This window comes from Winogradskya consettensis (genome assembly GCF_018332715.1).
GTDB lineage: Bacteria > Actinomycetota > Actinomycetes > Mycobacteriales > Micromonosporaceae > Actinoplanes > Actinoplanes consettensis.
On the sequence record NZ_BOQP01000051.1, the window covers coordinates 49,765 to 66,303 of the forward strand.

Below are 16,539 nucleotides of genomic sequence, written 5' to 3' on the forward strand. Positions count from 1 at the left end.
CGGCCATCAGCTGATCGGCTCCTGGGTTGTGCCGTCGATGAAGTCGAACAGTTCCTCGGCGCTCGCGTCGCCGATCTCCACGGTGGCCCGCGGTTGCAGGTCCCCGAGCAGCTCCCGCAGCCGGTCGCCGAGCCGTTCCCGGTCGTCGTCGCCCACGCCGGCGAGGGTCCGGGCGAGCGCGTCGAGCTGGTCCAGCGCCTCGTCGGCGGCGGGCCGGGCCGGCGGCACCAGCTCCCGCTCCAGGTGCCGGGCCAGCGCGACCGGGCTCGGGTGGTCGAACACCAGCGTGGCGGGGAGCCGCAGTCCGGTGATCGCGGCCATCCGGTTGCGCAGCTCGACGCCGGTGAGCGAGTCCATGCCCAGGTCCAGGAAGCCGCGCTCGACGCGGATCTCCTGCGCCGACGCGTACCCGAGCACGGCGGCGATCTGGTCCCGGACCAGCGTGAGCACCGCGTCGCGGCGCTCCTGCTCGCCCAGTCCCCGCAGGCGCTCGCGCAGCGCCCCGGGATCGTGGGCCGCCGTGGTGGTGCCCGCCGGTCCCGCGGTGGTGCGGATCAGCGAGCGCATGAAGTGCGGCACGGGCCCGGCGACCGGGCGCAGCGCGCCGGGCTCGAACGAGATCGCCACCACCACCGCGGCGCCGTCGGCCCGTCCGGCGTCCATCAGCGCCAGGCCCTCGGCGGTCGGTAGGGGCCGCAGACCGGCGCGGCGTACGCGCAGCACGTCCGCCTCGGTCAGCTCCCCGGTCATCCCGGTGGCCTGGGCCCACGGCCCCCAGGGCAGGGACACCGCCGGGAGGCCGTCAGCCTGCCGTCGCTGGGCGATCGCGTCCAGGGCCGCGTTGGCGGCGGCATAGTTGGCCTGCCCGGCACCACCGAGCGTGCCGGCGGCCGAGGAGAACAACACCAGCGGCACCGGGTCGCCGCCGCGGGTCAGCTCGTCCAGGTACATCGCACCGAGTGCCTTGCCGGTCAGCACCCGGTCGAGGCGCTCGGGGGTCAGGCCGCCGATGACACCGTCGTCGACGATGCCGGCGGTGTGCACGACCGCGCCGAGCGGCCGGTCCGCGGGGATCGCGGCGAGCAGTGCCGCGAGCGCGTCCCGATCGCCGGTGTCGCACGCGGCGACCGTGGCCTCGGCGCCGAGCCCGCCCAGCTCCGCCACCAACTCTTGCGCGCCGGGTGCGGACGGTCCGCGCCGGCTCGTCAGCAGCAGATGCCGGACGCCGTGCTCGGTGGCCAGGTGGCGGGCCACGGCGGCGCCCAGCGTGCCGGTGCCGCCGGTGACCAGCACGGTCCGGTCCGCGTCCAGGGCCGGTCGGCCGGTCTGCGATGCCCTTGCCCGCACCAGCCGTGGCGCCAGGACCCGGCCCGCGCGGACGGCGGTCTGCGGCTCGCCGCTGCGCACCGCCTGGGCCAGCCGGCCGAGCTCGGTCTCCGGGATGTCGGTGAGCACGATGCGGCCGGGATGTTCGAGCTGCGCCGACCGCAGCAGGCCCCAGGCAGCCGCGCCGCCCACGCCGGGCCGCTCGCCCGGTCCGGTCGCCACCGCGCCCGAGGTGAGCACGACGAGCGGAACGTCGGCGGCGCGCTCGTCGGCGGTCCACTCCTGCGCCAGGCGCAGCGCCTCGTGCGTGGCGCCGGTGAGGTCGTCGACGCTCGCCACGGGCCGGACAACGACGCCGTCCACGACGGCGCCGGCGGCCAGGGCCTCGACGGCGCCGGCGAGGGTGTCCGCGACGGTGACCGTCGCGCCGGCGGCGGTCAGGGCGTCCGCGACGGCGGGTGCGCCGGTGACCAGCCACGTGCCGGGGCTCGGCGACGCGGCGGCCACCGGGGTCCAGTCGACGTGGAACAGCGCGTCCGAGGTGGGTACGGCGGCGCCGAGACCGGCCGGGACCGGGCGGCCCACCAGTGAGGAGATGACGGCGACCGGGGTCCCGGCGGCGTCGGCCAGCGTGGCGCCGACGCCGTCGCCGGTGCGGGCCAGGCGGACGCGGAGGGCGGAGGCGCCGGTCGCGTAGAGCCGTACGCCGGTGAACGCGAAGGGCAGCTGCGGGACGGCTGCGGCGTCGCCCTGGACGGACCCGATCGCGGCGATGCCGTGCAGGGCGGTGTCGAGCAGGGCCGGGTGCAGACCGTACGCGCCCGCCCCGTCGCCGCCGTCGTCCTCGAGCTCCACCTCGGCGAAGATCTCGTCGCCGCGCCGCCACAGCGCCCGGGTGCCCCGGAACGCGGGACCGTAGGCGTAGCCCCGATCGCGCAGCCCGTCGTAGAAGCCGTCGAGGTCGACCGGGGTGGCACCGGGTGGCGGCCACTCCTTCATGGCGTCGTCCACGGCCGCCGGGGTCTCCGGGGCCGCACTCAGGATCGCGGTGGCGTGGCGGGTCCACGGGCTGTCCGGGTCACCGTCCGGGCGGGCGTGCACGGTGACGTCGTACCGTCCCGGATCCGCCGCCGCCGGGCGCAGCGTGACCTGGAGCTGGACCGCGCCCTCGGCCGGCAGCACCAGCGGGGACTCCAGCGTCAGCTCCTCGACCGCGAGCGGCTCACCGGTCTGCCGGCCGGCCTGCCACGCGAGCTCGATGAACGCGGTGCCGGGCAGCAGCGTCGCCCCGGCCACCGCGTGATCCGGCAGCCACGGCTGACCGGTGGCGGAGAGCCGGCCGGTGAGCAGGGTGCCGGAGCCGTCCGCGAGCGGCACGGCCGCGCCCAGCATCGGGTGCCCGGCCCGGGTCAGGCCGGCGGCGGTCACGTCGCCGAGCAGTGCGGACGGGCTGGGGATGAGCCAGTAGCGGCGGCTCTGGAACGCGTACGTCGGCAGGTCCACCGGCACTGCGGGCCGCGCGCCGAGCACCGCGGTCCAGTCCACCGGTACGCCGTGGATGTGCAGCTCCGCGGCGGCGCGCCGGAGCCGGTCCGTGGTTCCCTCGCCACGGCGCAGCGACCCGGTCACCACGGTGTCGTCGCGCTCGTCGAGTGCCGCGTTCATCGGGACGGTGAGCACCGGGTGCGGGCTGACCTCCAGGAAGCGGCGGTGTCCCGCGGCTGCCAGCTCCCGCACGGCGGACTCGAACAGCACCGGCCGGCGCAGGTTGCGGAACCAGTGCCCGGCGCCGAGTGTCGTGGTGTCGGTCCAGCCGCCCTCGGTGGTGGACCAGAACGGCACCCGGCCCAGCCGGGGCGTGAGGCCGTCGAGCGCGGCGAGCAACGGCTCCCGCAGCGCCTCCATGCCGGCGGTGTGCGAGGGGTAGTCGATGTCGACCCGGTGCACCCGGATGTCCTCGGCGCCGCACCCGGCTGCGAAAGCGTCCAGCGCCGCGGACGGGCCGCCGACGACCGTGACACCCGGCCCGTTCAGCGCGGCGATCTCCAGCTCGGGGTGGGGTGCCAGGCGGTCGCGTACCCGTTCGGCCGTGAGCCACACCGACAGCAGGCCGCCCGTCCCGGACACCTCGCGCAGCAGGCGGGCGCGGACGGCGACCACGGTGGCGGCGTCGTCGAGGCTGAGCGCGCCGGCGACGTACGCGGCGACGAGCTCACCCTGCGAGTGCCCGACAACGGCGTCCGGTTCGACGCCCCACGAGCGCCAGAGCGCGGTCAGGCCCACCATCACGGCGAACAGGGCCGGCTGCACCACGTCGACGCGCTCCAGCGGGGCAGCACCGGGAAGCCCGCGCAGCGTGTCGTGCAGGGACCAGTCGAGGTGCGGCGCGAGGGCCAGCGCGACCGCGTCCACGGCGTCGGCGAACACCGGCTCGGTGTCGAGCAGACCGGCCGCCATGCCCGTCCACTGGCCGCCCTGTCCGGGATAGACGAAGACGGTCCGGCCCTCGCCCGCGGCGCCGGTGCGCACCCCCTCCGCCGGGCGTCCGGCGGCGAGATCGTCGAGCAGGGTGAGCAGGCCGGCGCGGTCGGAGGCGGCGAGCGCCGCCCGGCGGTGGAAGGAACTGCGGGTGGTGGCCAGCGCGTGGGCGGCCGAGGCGAGGTCGGTGTCCGGTGCCGCGGTCAGCCGCTCGCGCAGCCGCCCGGCCTGGGCCCGCAGCGCCGCCTCGGTACGCCCCGACAGCAGCACCGGCGGCATGCCGGCGGGGGCGGCCGGGGCCGGGCGCGGCGCGGCGGCTTGCGGAGGCTGCTCGATGATGACGTGCGAGTTGGTGCCGCTGCCGCCGAACGAGGAGATGCCGGCGCGGCGAGGGCGCCCGGTCGCGGGCCACGGCCGGTTCTCGGTGAGCAGTTCCACCGCCCCGGCCGACCAGTCGACGTGCGGGGTGGGCTCGTCGATGTGCAGCGTCCGGGGCAGCTCGCCGGCCCCCATCGCCATCACCATCTTGATCAGGCCGGCCGCGCCGCCGGCGGCGGTGGTGTGGCCGATGTTCGACTTGACCGAGCCGAGGTAGAGCGGGCGGGCCGGGTCCCGGTCCCTGCCGTACGTGGCGATGAGGGCCTGCGCCTCGATCGGGTCGCCGAGTGTGGTGCCGGTGCCGTGCGCCTCGACCGCGTCCACCTCGTCCGGGGTCACCCCGGCGGCGGCCAGCGCGGCCCGGATGACCCGCTGCTGCGAGGGCCCGTTCGGGGCGGTCGGGCCGTTGGACGCGCCGTCCTGGTTGATCGCGGAGCCGGTGACCACGGCGAGTACGGGGTGACCGAGGCGCTGGGCGTCGGACAGCCGCTCGACGAGCACCATGCCGGCGCCCTCGCTCCACACCGTGCCGTCGGCGGCCGCGGCGAACGGCTTGCACCGGCCGTCCGCGGACAGGCCCCGCTGACGGCTGAACTCGATGAACGACACCGGGCTGGACAGCACGGTCACGCCGCCGGCGAGCGCCAGGTCGCATTCCCCGGAGCGCAGCGCCTGCGCGGCGAGGTGCAGCGAGACGATCGCCGACGAGCACGCCGAGTCGACGGTGACCGCCGGGCCCTCGAGGCCAAGCGCGTACGCGACCCGGCCGGAGATCGCCGCGGTGCCGGTGCCGGAGAGGAAGAAGCCCTCGAGGTCCTCGCTGAGGTAGTGCGCGCCGAGGCCGTACCCCTGGAAGGCGGAGCCGGCGAACACACCGCAGCGGCTGCCGGCGAGCGACAGCGGGTCGATGCCACCGCGCTCGATGGCCTCCCACGACGTCTCCAGCAGCATGCGCTGCTGCGGGTCGGTGGCCAGCGCCTCACGCGGGCTGATGTTGAAGAACTCCGCGTCGAAGTCGCCCGCGTCGTGGACGAAGCCGCCTTCGCGGGCGTACGTGGTGCCGCGCCGGTCGGGGTCGGAGTCGAACAGCGAGCCGAGGTCCCAGCCGCGGTCGTCCGGGAAGCCACCGATCGCGTCGGTGCCGGAGCGGACCAGCTCCCAGAGGTCCTCGGGGGTCCGCACGCCACCCGGGAACCGGCAGGCCATGCCGATGATGGCGATCGGCTCCGTGGCGTCACCCGGGCCGGAACCGCCCGCCGCCGGGGCCGGGTCCGCCTCCGCGCCGTACAGCTCGGCGTGCAGGTGGTCGGCGAGCCGGGCCGGGGTGGGGTGGTCGAAGACGACGGTGGCCGTGATCGGCAGGCCGGTCGCCGTACGCAGCCGGTTGCGGATGTCGACCGCGGTCAGCGAGTCGAACCCGAGTTCCTGGAACGCGCGGGCCGGCTCGATGTCCTGCGGTCCCTGATGGCCGAGCGCCGCGGCGGCGTGCGTGCGGACCAGGTCGAGCAGGCGGCGCCGGCGCTCGGGCACGGAGAGGCCGGCGAGCTCGGCGGTCAGCTCGCCGCCACCGGCACCCGGCTCCTCCTGCTTCTCGGCGTCGAGGACGGCGCGCGCCTGCGGGATCTCGTCGATCAACGGCCGGGCCCGGGTCGCGGTGTACGCGGTGGTGAACGACTCCCAGTCGATGTCCGCGACGGTCAGCCAGGTCTCCCCCGCGCCCTGCGCCTGCATCATCGCGTCGACGGCAAGCTCGGGATCCATCACGCGCATGCCACGCCGGCCCAGGTAGTCCATCGCCGCGTCGGAGACCATGCCGCCGCCGCCCCAGCCGCCCCACGAGATCGACAGGGCGGCCCTGCCACGGGCCCTGCGGTGCTGGCAGAGCGCGTCGAGGTGGGCGTTGGCGGCGGCGTACGCGGCCTGCCCGGCGCTGCCCCACACGCTGGACCCGGACGAGAAGACGATGAACGCCTCCAGGTCGTCGCCGGTCAGCTCGTCGAGCAGGGTGGCGCCGACGGTCTTCGCGCGGACCGTGCCGGCGAACTCCGCGGGCTCCATCATGGCCACACCGGTCGACTGGGGTACGCCCGCCGCGTGGACCACCGCGGTCAGCGGCGGCCCGTCCGCGAAGCCGGCGAGCAGTGCGCGTACGGCGTCGCGGTCGGCGATGTCGCAGGCCTCGATCCGTACGTCCGCGCCCAGCTCGCGCAGCTCGGCGAGCAGGTCCTGCGCTCCCGGCGCGTCCACACCCCGCCGCCCGGTGAGCACCAGCCGCTCGGCGCCGTCGCGGATCAGGCGCCGGGCCACGTGCGCGCCGATGTTGCCGGTCCCGCCGGTGATGAGCACAGTGCCGTGCGGCCGCCACGGCCCGGCGTCCGCCGCGGTGCCGGTGGCGCGCACCATCCGCCGGGCGAACACGCCGCCGGCGCGGATCGCGAGCTGGTCCTCCTCGTGGTCGCCACCGAGCACGGCGGTGAGCCGGTCGGCGGCCCGCGCGTCGAGCTCGGCGGGCAGGTCGAGCAGGCCGATCCGGTGCCCGGCCAGCTCCAGGCCCGCGACCAGGCCGAGACCCCAGACCTGCGCCTGCGCCGGGGCGGGTACGCGGTCGGCGCGCTGGGCCGCGGTCGCACCGCGGGTGGCCAGCCACACCGGCCCCGCGAACCCGGTACGGGCGACGGCCTGCAGCGCCGCGAGCGTGCCGGTGAGGCCGGCGGTGAGCTCGGGGTGCCCGGTGTGCGGGCGCTCGTCGAGGGCGCGCAGCGACAGCACACCCCGGGGCGGGTCAGCCGGGTCGAGCAGGGCGATGAGATCCGCGTCCGGGCCGGCCTGCACGACGATAGCGCCGCTCGCGCCGAGCAGGGCGGCGTACTCCCCGTCTGCGTCCCCGCCGGCCGTGAGCAGCAGCCAGGTGCCGTCGAGCCCGGCGGGCGCAAGCGTGGCCGGGCGCCAGGAGATGCGGTAGCGCCAGCTGTCCAGGGTGGAGCTTCGCTGCTGACCGGCACGCCACGAGGCCAGCGCGGGCAGGGCCTCGGCGAGCCTGCCGGTCTGCTCCTCGTCCAGCACGCCGGTGAGCGCGGAGAGGTCGGCGCGGTCGACGGCGTCCCAGAACAGGCTGTCCCCGGCCGGCGCGGCGCCGGTCGCGGCGAGGCGCAACGGTTCGAGCCAAAAGCGGCGGCGCTGGAAGGCGTACGTGGGCAGCGCGACCCGCGGGCCGGGGCCGTGCGGCAGGGCCGGCCAGGCGAAGGGCACCCCACCGGCGTACGCGGTGGCCACGGACAGCAGGAACCGGCCCCGGTCGCCCTGCTTGCGGCGCAGCGTGGCGAGCGCGGTGACCTCGGTGCCGGCGTGGTCGGCGGTGTCCTGCACGGCCGGGAGCAGCACCGGGTGCGGGCTGCTCTCCACGAACACGTCGTAGCCGTCCCGCAGCATCGACTCCACGGTGGGCGCGAAGCGGACCGGCCGGCGCATGTTGCGGAACCAGTACTCGGCGTCGAGGCCCTCGGTGGGGTACGGCTCGCCGGTGACGCTGGAGTAGAAGACCACGTTCCCGCCGGGCAGCGGGCGCACGTCGGCGAGCTCGGTCAGCGTCTGCTCGCGCAGCACCTCGATGTGCGGTGAGTGGCCGGCGCCGGGGACCCGTACCTTGCGGGCCCGGACCCCGTTGGCGGTCAGCTCGGCGGTGAACGCGTCGATCAGGCTCTCCAGGCCGGAGACCGCCACCGACCGGGGGCTGTTGATCGCGGCCAGGAACAGGCCCTCGCGCTCGGCGAGCAGCTCCTCGACCTTGGCGACGGGCAGCGGCACGGCGACCATCGCGCCGTGGTCGGAGCCGCCCTGGTAGCCGGTGTCGGCGAGGTGCCCGAGCATCCGGCTGCGCACCGCGACGATCTTGGCGGCGTCGCGCAGGGTGAGCCCGCCCGCGAGGTACGCCGCCGCGGTCTCGCCCTGGGAGTGCCCGACAACCGCGTCGGGGACGAGGCCGTGGGAGCGCCAGAGCGCCGCGAGCGAGACCATGAGGGTGAACAGCAGCGGCTGCACGTCGGCCATGCGGTCGCTGTAGGTGTCGTCCGGGGCTGCCAGCGCCTCGGCCACCGACCAGCCCAGGAACGGCTGCAGCGCCGCGTCGCACTCCTCGACGGAGGCGCGGAACACCGGCTCGGTGGCGAGCAGGGCGCGGCCCATGCCGGGCCACTGGGAGCCCTGGCCGGGCAGGACGAACGCGACCTTGCCCCGCGGGTCGGCGACGCCCGTGGCCAGGCCCGGCACGGACCGTTCCTCGGCGAGCGCGGCCAGCAGGCCGGCGTAGCCGTCGCGGTCACCGGCGAGCAGCACCGCGCGGTGCGGCATCCGGGCCCGGGTGGTGCTCAGGGCGTGGCCGATCGCGGCGATGTCCTGGCCGGGGTTGCCGTCGAGAAACTCGCGCAGCCGGCCCGCCTGGGCGCGCAGGGCGGCCGCCGTACGCGCGCTCAAGAGCCAGGGGCCGGGGCGCGCCGCCGGGGCGGCCGGCTCGGCTGGCGCCTCTTCGAGGATCAGGTGGGCGTTGGTGCCGCTCATGCCGAACGACGACACCGCCGCGCGGCGCGGGGTCTCCCGTGCCGGCCAGGGCTCGGCGGCGGTGAGCAGCCGGACGGTGCCGCCGGACCAGTCGATGTGCTCGGACGGGCGGTCGGCGTGCAGGGTCGCGGGCAGCACCCCGTGCCGCATCGCCATGATCATCTTGATCACGCCGGCGACACCCGCGGCGGCCTGCGTGTGGCCCAGGTTGGACTTCACCGAGCCCAGCCGGAGCGGCTGCGCGGTGTCGCGGTCCCGGCCGTACGTCTCCAGCAGCGCCTGCGCCTCGATCGGGTCGCCGAGGGCGGTGCCCGTGCCGTGCGCCTCCACCGCGTCGACGTCGGCGAAGCCGAGCCCGCCGTGCTGCAGGGCGCTGCGGATGACCCGCTGCTGCGACCCGCCGTTCGGGGCGGTCAGGCCGTTGCTCGCGCCGTCGTGGTTGATCGCCGAGCCGCGCAGCACCGCCAGCACCGGGTGGCCGTTGCGGCGTGCGTCGGAGAGCAGCTCCAGCACCACCACGCCGACACCCTCGCCCCAGCCGGTGCCGTCCGCGTCGGCCGCGAACGCCTTGCACCGCCCGTCGCGGGCGAGCGCCCCGCCGCGCATGCTGTCCACGAACATGTCCGGCGTCGGCATCACGGTCGCGCCGCCGGCCAGCGCCAGGTCGCACTCGCCGGACCGCAGCGCCTCGCCGGCCAGGTGCATGGCGACCAGCGACGAGGAGCACGCGGTGTCGATGGTGACCGCCGGACCCTCCAGCCCGAACGTGTACGACAACCGCCCTGACAGCACGCTCGTCGCCATGCCGGTCAGCAGGTACGGCGCGCTGCCCTCGGGCACCTCCACCGGCCCGAGCGAGTAGCCGGTGGTCGCACCCCCGACGTAGACGCCGGTGCGGCTGCCGCGCAGGCCCTCCGGGTCGATCCCGGCCCGCTCGAACGCCTCCCAGGAGGTCTCCAGCAGCAGCCGCTGCTGGGGGTCCATGCCGACGGCCTCACGCGGCACGATCGAGAAGAACGGCGCGTCGAAGTCGGCCGCACCGTCGACGAAGCCGCCCTCGAGGGTGTACCCCGCCGCGCCGAGCCGGTCCAGGTCCCAGCCGCGGTCCGCGGGCAGGGCGCCCACCGCGTCGGCGCCGTCGGCCAGCAGTTGCCAGAACTCGTCCGGTCCGGCCACGCCACCCGGGAAGCGACAGCCGATGCCGACGATCGCCACCGGCTCCGTGGTACGGGTCGCCGTGGGCGCCGGCGCGGGCGCTGCCCGGTCCTCGCCGTCCAGCTCGGCGAGCAGGTGCCCGGCGACCGCCGTGGCGGTGGGGTGGTCGAACGCGAGCGTGGCGCTCAGTCGCAGGCCGGTCGCGGCGGCGAGGCGGTTGCGCAGCTCGACGGCGGTCAGCGAGTCGAGGCCCAGCTCGCGGAACGGCCGGTCGGCGGCGACGGCGGTGGCGCCGCTCAGCCCGAGGATCGCGGCGGCTGCGGCGCGGACGCGGTCCAGCACCAGACGGAGCCGGTCGGCGGGGGCCAGGCCCGCGAGCAGGGCGGCCAGGCCGGTGCCGCTTCCGCCCCGGACGACCGTACGCCGGGCGGGCGTGCGGACCAGCGAGCTGAGCAGCGGCGGCAGCTCGGCCGCGTGCGCCTGCAGCCGGGCGAGGTCGAGGCCGGTCGGCACGAGCACCGGGCCGGAACCGCGCAGCGCGGCGTCCAGCAGTGCCAGGCCCTGCTCGTCGGTGACGGGCGGGAATCCGGAGCGGGCCATCCGGGCCCGGTCGCCCTCGGCGAGGTGGGCCAGCATGCCACCGCTCGCCCACGGACCCCAGGCGAGGCTGAGTGCGGGCAGTCCGGCTGCCTGCCGCCGGGCGGCGAGCGCGTCGAGCGCGGCGTTCGCGGCGGCGTAGCTGCCCTGGCCGGCGCCGCCCAGCAGCCCGGAGAGCGAGGAGAACAGCACGAACGCGGCGAGGCCGGTGTCGCGGGTCAGCTCGTCGAGGAGCAGCGCCGCATCGATCTTGGGGCGCAGCACGACTCCGAGCCGCTGCGGGGTCAGCGACGCCACGACGCCGTCGTCGACCACGCCGGCCGCGTGGAAGACCGCGGTCAGGGGACGGTCGGCGGGCAATGCCGCGAGCAGGGCGGCGACGTCGTCACGGTCGGAGACATCGCACGCGTACGCCGTGACGACCGCCCCCAGCCCGGCCAGCTCGGCGATCAGCTCGGCGGTGCCCGGCGAGCCCGCGCCACGACGGCCGGCCAGGGCCAGATGACGGGCGCCGTACACAGTGACCAGATGGCGTGCCACGAGCGAGCCCAGCCGTCCGCTGCCCCCGGTGATCAGCACCGTCCCCTCGGGATCAAGGACGGGGCCCTCGGGGTCGAGGACCGGGTGCCCGCCGTTTTCCGAGCCGGCCCGGCGCAGGCGTGCCGCGAACAGCGCGCTGTCCCGGACGGCCACCTCGGGCTCGCCGGTGGCCGCCGCGGAACGCACGTCGCCGGAGCCGTCGGCGGGCAGGTCGACGAGCTGGTACGCCCCGGGGCTCTCGGTCTGTGCACTGCGGACCAGCCCGTGCACGGCAGCGCCCGCGAGGTCGATGTCCCCGGCCGCGGCGTCGGTGGCGCCGTGCGTGACGAAGACCAGGCGCGCGCCGGCGGGATGCTCCTCGGCGTCCCAGCGGTGCAGCAGATCCAGCGCCTCCGCGGTGGCGGCCCGGATGCCCGCGGCGGTCGCGGGGTGCCCGATGACCGGTGCCAGGACGAGGTCGGCGGTGTCCCCGGCGGTGGCCGGGATGGGCAGCCAGGCCGGTTCGAGCAGCGGCAGGGCCTGGCCGTTCCCGCCTGGCAGCACGACGTCCGCGACGGGGGTCAGCTCAAGCCGGCCGGCGCTCAGCACCGGCTCGCCGTCGAGGTCCGTGGCGAGGACGGCCACCGAGCCGGGGTCCGCGGGCAGCGGGCGCAGCCGGACGCGCAGGGCTTCCGCCCCGGTGGCGTGCAGGATGATGTCCGTGGCCAGCACCGCCAGCGCCGGGTCGCCGGGCAGCGTGCTCAGCGCGGCGGTGAGCAGGGCGGGGTGCAGGCCGTAGCGGGGTGCGTCGCGGGCCTCGGCCTCGTCCAGACGTACCTCGGCATAGGTGTCCTCGCCGTGCCGCCACACCCCGGTCGCCCCCGGCAGGGCCTCGGCGCCGGTGGGCGGCCAGACCCGCAGGTCGCCGAGGTCACCGGCGTCCGACCCGGCGGGGGCGAGTACGCCGGTGACGTGCTCGGTCCACGGCCCGTCGGTCCAGCCGTCGGGCCCGTCCGCGGGGCGCGAGTGGACGGTCAGCGTCCGCCAGCCGTCGTCGTCGGGTGCGCCGACGCGTACCTGCAGGTGCAGCGCGGCGTCGTCGGGCAGCACGACCGGCGTCAGCACGGTGAGCTCGGCAACCGCCGGGCAGCCGGCCCGGTCACCGGCGCGCACGGCGAGATCGATCAGCGCCGCCGTGCTGAGCGCGGGGCGCCCGTGCACGAGGTGCCCGGTGAGGAACGCGTGGGTGTGCACCGAGAGCCGCGCGGTGAACAGCAGCTCGTCGCCGGTGGCCAGCGTGACGCCGGCGCCGAGCAGCGCGTGGCCGGTGGACCCGAGGCCGGCGGCGGTGATGTCCCCCGCGGCGCCCGTGATCGTGGGCCAGTAGCGGTCCCGCTCGAACGGGTACAGCGGCAGGGCCACCACCCGCCCGCCGCCGCCGTGCGGGGCCGTGAGGTCGGCGACGGCGCCGGCCACGTGCAGCGCGGCGAGCGCGTGCCGGGGCATGGTCCGCTCGTCGCGGCCGCGGCGCAGAACCGGGATCACGGCGGGACCGGCGTCGGACGCCTCGGCGGCCAGCGCGGCGAGCACGCCGTCCGGCCCGATCTCCGCCGCGACGGTAACGCCGTGCTCGCGCAGCCAGCTCAGGCCGTCGGCGAAGCGGACCGCCTCGCGGGCGTGCCGCACCCAGTAGTCCGCGTCGAACGCGTCGACCGGCTCCCCGGTCAGGTTGGACACCACCGGGATCCGCGGCGGTGCGTAGGTCAGGGACGCCGCGAATCGGCGGAACTCCGCGAGCATCGGCTCCATGAGCACCGAATGGAACGCGTGCGAGACGCGCAGCCGGCGGGTCTTGACGCCTCGCTGCTCCCAGGCGGCGGCGAGCTCGGTCACGGCCTCGCCGGCCCCGGAGACCACGACGGCCTCGGGGCCGTTGACCGCGGCGATGCCGGCGCGGCCCGCGTACGGCTCCAGGGCCGCCCGGACGTCGGCCTCGCCGGCCCGGACGGCGAGCATCGCGCCGCCTGCCGGGAGGGAGCCCATGAGCCGGCCCCGCGCGGCGACCAGCGCGCACGCGTCCGCGAGGCTCAGCACGCCCGCGAGGTGCGCGGCGGCGATCTCGCCGATGGAGTGGCCGAGCAGGTAGTCGGGGGTGACACCCCAGTGGCCGAGCAGCCGCGCGAGCGCGACCTCCAGCGCGAACAAACCGGCCTGGGTCCACGCGGTCTCGTCCAGCTCGCCGTCGGCGCCCTCGAACACCACGTCGCGCAGCGGGCGGTCCAGGTGCGGGTCGAGCAGCGCCGTGACCTCGTCGAACGCGGCGGCGAAGACGGGCTCGGCGGCGTACAGCTCGCGTCCCATCCCGGTGCGCTGAGCGCCCTGGCCGGAGAAGAGGAACGCAAGCTTCCCGGGCCGCGCGAGAACGGGCTCCTCGGTGCCGGCGGTCAGCGTGGCGAAGCCGGCGAGCAGCTCATCGCGGTCGCCCGCCACCAGGGCGGCGCGGTACTCCAGCGCGGTGCGGGTCCCGGCGAGCGAGCGGCCGAGGTCGGCGGGGGTGAGCGCGGGGTCGGCCAGGAGAGCCGCGTGCAGCCGGTCGGCCTGACGGATCAGGGCTTCGGGCGTACGCGCGGAGAACGCCACCACGACCGGCCCGCTCACCGGCGCCCCGGCCGCCGCGGGCGGTTCCTCGTCGGGGGCCTGCTCCAGGATCACGTGCGCGTTGGTGCCGCTGACCCCGAACGCCGACACGGCGCCCCGGCGGGCCCGGCCGGTCTCCGGCCAGTCGCGTTGCTCGGTGAGCAGCCGCACGTCGCCGGCGGTCCAGTCCACGTGCGGGGTGGGTTCGTCGACGTGCAGGGTGCGGGGCAGCACCCCGTGCCGCAGCGCCTGGACCATCTTGATGACACCGGCGACACCCGCGGCGGACTGCGCGTGGCCGATGTTCGACTTGACCGAGCCGACCCAGAGCGGCTCGGCCTGCTCCCGGTTGCTGCCGTACGTCGCCAGCAGCGCCTGCGCCTCGATCGGGTCGCCGAGCACGGTGCCGGTGCCGTGCGCGTCGACGGCGTCCACGTCCGCGGGTGACAGCCGGGCCTGCGCGAGCGCGTCGAGGATGACGCGCTGCTGCGACGGGCCGTTCGGGGCGGTCAGGCCGTTGGAGGCGCCGTCGGAGTTGACCGCGGAGCCGCGGACCACGGCGAGCACCCGGTGACCGTTGCGGCGGGCGTCGGAGAGCCGCTCGACGACGAGCACGCCGGCGCCCTCGGCCCAGCCGGTGCCGTCGGCGGCCGCCGCGAACGACTTGCAGCGCCCGTCGGAGGCGAGCCCGCGCTGCCGGCTGAACTCGGTGAACACGCCGGGGGTGGACATCACGGTGACACCCCCGGCCAGCGCCAGGTCGCATTCGCCGGTGCGCAGCGACTGGGCGGCCAGGTGCAGGGCGACCAGGGATGACGAGCAGGCCGTGTCGACGGTGACGGCGGGGCCCTCGAGACCGAGGACATACGCGATCCGGCCCGAGGTGACCGCGGTGGCGCCGCCGGTCAGCACGTGCCCGCCGGTGTCCTCGGTGGAGAGCGCGAGCAGCGCCGGATAGCCCTGGTCGTTGGTGCCGGCGAAGACGCCGGTGCGGCTGCCGCGCAGCGTGTCCGCGGCGATGCCGGCCTGTTCGAGGGCCTCCCACGAGGTCTCCAGGAGCAGCCGCTGCTGCGGGTCCATGGCCAGCGCCTCGCGCGGCGAGATGCCGAAGAAGGCCGGGTCGAACTCGCCGGCGCCGGCGACGAACCCGCCCTGGCGCACATAGCTCGTCCCGGCGTCCGGGTCGTCGCCGAACAACCGGGTCAGGTCCCAGCCACGGTCGTCCGGGAAGTCACCGATGCCGTCGCCGCCCGCCGCGACCAGGTCCCAGAGCTCGTCCGGGCCGGTGATCCCGCCCGGGTAACGGCACGCCATGCCCACGACGGCGATCGGCTCGCGCGCGGCGTCCTCGACCTCGCGCAGCCGGGACCGGGTCCGGTGCAGGTCGGCCGAGACCAGCTTCAGATAGTCCCGGAGCGTGTCGTTGTCTGCCATCTGTGGGACCTCTGCCTGATCGGGGATGCGTTGCCGCACCACGGAACGTCACCACCTGGCCCAGCACGCTAGCGACCCGCCCCGCCCGAGCAACACCCCAGCGAGGGGCCCCGAGACCCTTAGCCGGGGCCCCGGCGCTCACTTGCCGGGGCGGTTAGGGGTTGACCGTGATCGGCGTGGATGAGGACGGTAGGTCCGGTCCCATTTACGGTCCTGACCAGATTGGCTGCGATGATGCTCTCGCCCACGCGGCACTCGTTCGATCTGCGCGACCCCAGGCTGCAGAACGACCGCTACAACTACTATCGCGAGTTCCGCGAGAACGACCCGATCCACTACTCGTCGCACGGCTACTGGGTGCTGACCCGTTACGACGACTGCGACACGTTCCTGCGTGCGCCCGGGGTCACCGCGAACTTCACCCACGAGGAGGACTGGGTCCGTGCCCGCGGCGGCCCGAACAGTCCCGTCGTCCGCAGCAACCGGCGGTGGAGCTTCTCCCGCGACGGCGCCGAGCACCGCCAGATCCGCCGGCTGCTGTCGCGTGGCCTGAGCCCGAGCGCGATCGACCGCATGCGGCCCCGGATCGTCCAGATGGTCAACGACATGATCGACGCGATGGGTGAGGGCGAGGCGGACCTGATCTCCGGGCTCGCGCTGCCCCTGCCGGTAGCCGTCGTCGGTGAGTTGCTCGGCATCCCGCCGGAGGACGCCGTCCGCTGCCGGCAGTGGACCAACACCATCGCCGACGTCGTCGACCCGGTGGTCACCCCGCAGATGCGGGTCCGGATGAACCGCGCCGCGACCGAGTTCGAGGCGTACGTCATGGAACAGCTCGCGGAGCGGCGGAAGAACCCCCGCGACGACATGCTGAGCATGCTCGCCGAGCCCGACGCCAACGGCGAGCAGATGAGCGACGAGGACATCGTCGCGCAGGTGCTGGTCATGTACAACGCCGGGCACGAGACGTCGGTGAACGTCATCGGCAACGGCATGCTGGCGCTGCTGCGCAACCCCGAGCAGATGGAGCTGGTCCGCCGCGAACCGGAGCGGCTCGACTCCGGCTTCGAGGAGCTCGCGCGTTACGACACCGCACTGCAGATCCAGGCGCGCCGGACCACTCTGGACGTACCGCTCGGCGACAAGGTCATCCCGGCCGGGCAGATCGTCATGGTGGTGATGGGCGCGGCACACCGCGATCCGGCGCACTACCCGGACCCGGACCGGTTCGACCTGACGCGGACGACCAAGTCGCTGGCGTTCGGCTCCGGCCCGCACTACTGCATCGCCGCGACGCTCGGCCGGCTGGAGGTGGTGCTGACGTTCCGCGAGATGATGCGCCGCTACTCCACCATCGAGCTGGCCTCGGACGACCTGGAGTGGTACTCGCACTTCCGGTTCCTGCTGGGGCTGCGCCAGCTGCCGCTGCGGCTCGGCTACGCCAAGGACTGACAACACGCG

The 16,539-nt window shown here is 75.8% G+C and carries 3 protein-coding genes (1 of these 3 only partly in view); 1 reads left to right on the plus strand and 2 read right to left on the minus strand.

Annotated features, from left to right (window positions below; translation table 11 throughout):
• Both Aco04nite_RS40340 and Aco04nite_RS40345 read right to left on the minus strand, forming a co-directional pair.
• Window positions 1–7: the 5' end (the start) of a type I polyketide synthase gene (locus Aco04nite_RS40340; protein WP_213002512.1), read on the minus strand. Its footprint begins 4,631 nt before the window's first position; 7 of the gene's 4,638 nt are visible here — the first part of the coding sequence; its start codon is at window positions 5–7; the stop codon falls past the left edge of the window.
• Entirely contained in the window at window positions 7–15,078 is a 15,072-nt protein-coding gene (locus Aco04nite_RS40345; protein ID WP_213002513.1) for a type I polyketide synthase, read from the minus strand. The genes Aco04nite_RS40340 and Aco04nite_RS40345 overlap by 1 nt, the downstream gene beginning before the upstream one ends.
• Before the next feature lie 231 nt (window positions 15,079–15,309).
• On the opposite strand from Aco04nite_RS40345, the gene Aco04nite_RS40350 reads away from it, so the two are divergent.
• The gene (locus Aco04nite_RS40350) at window positions 15,310–16,530 is read left to right on the plus strand and encodes a cytochrome P450 (RefSeq protein WP_213002514.1); all 1,221 of its coding nucleotides are present in this window, start codon (window positions 15,310–15,312) and stop codon (window positions 16,528–16,530) included.
• Window positions 16,531–16,539 lie beyond the last annotated feature (9 nt).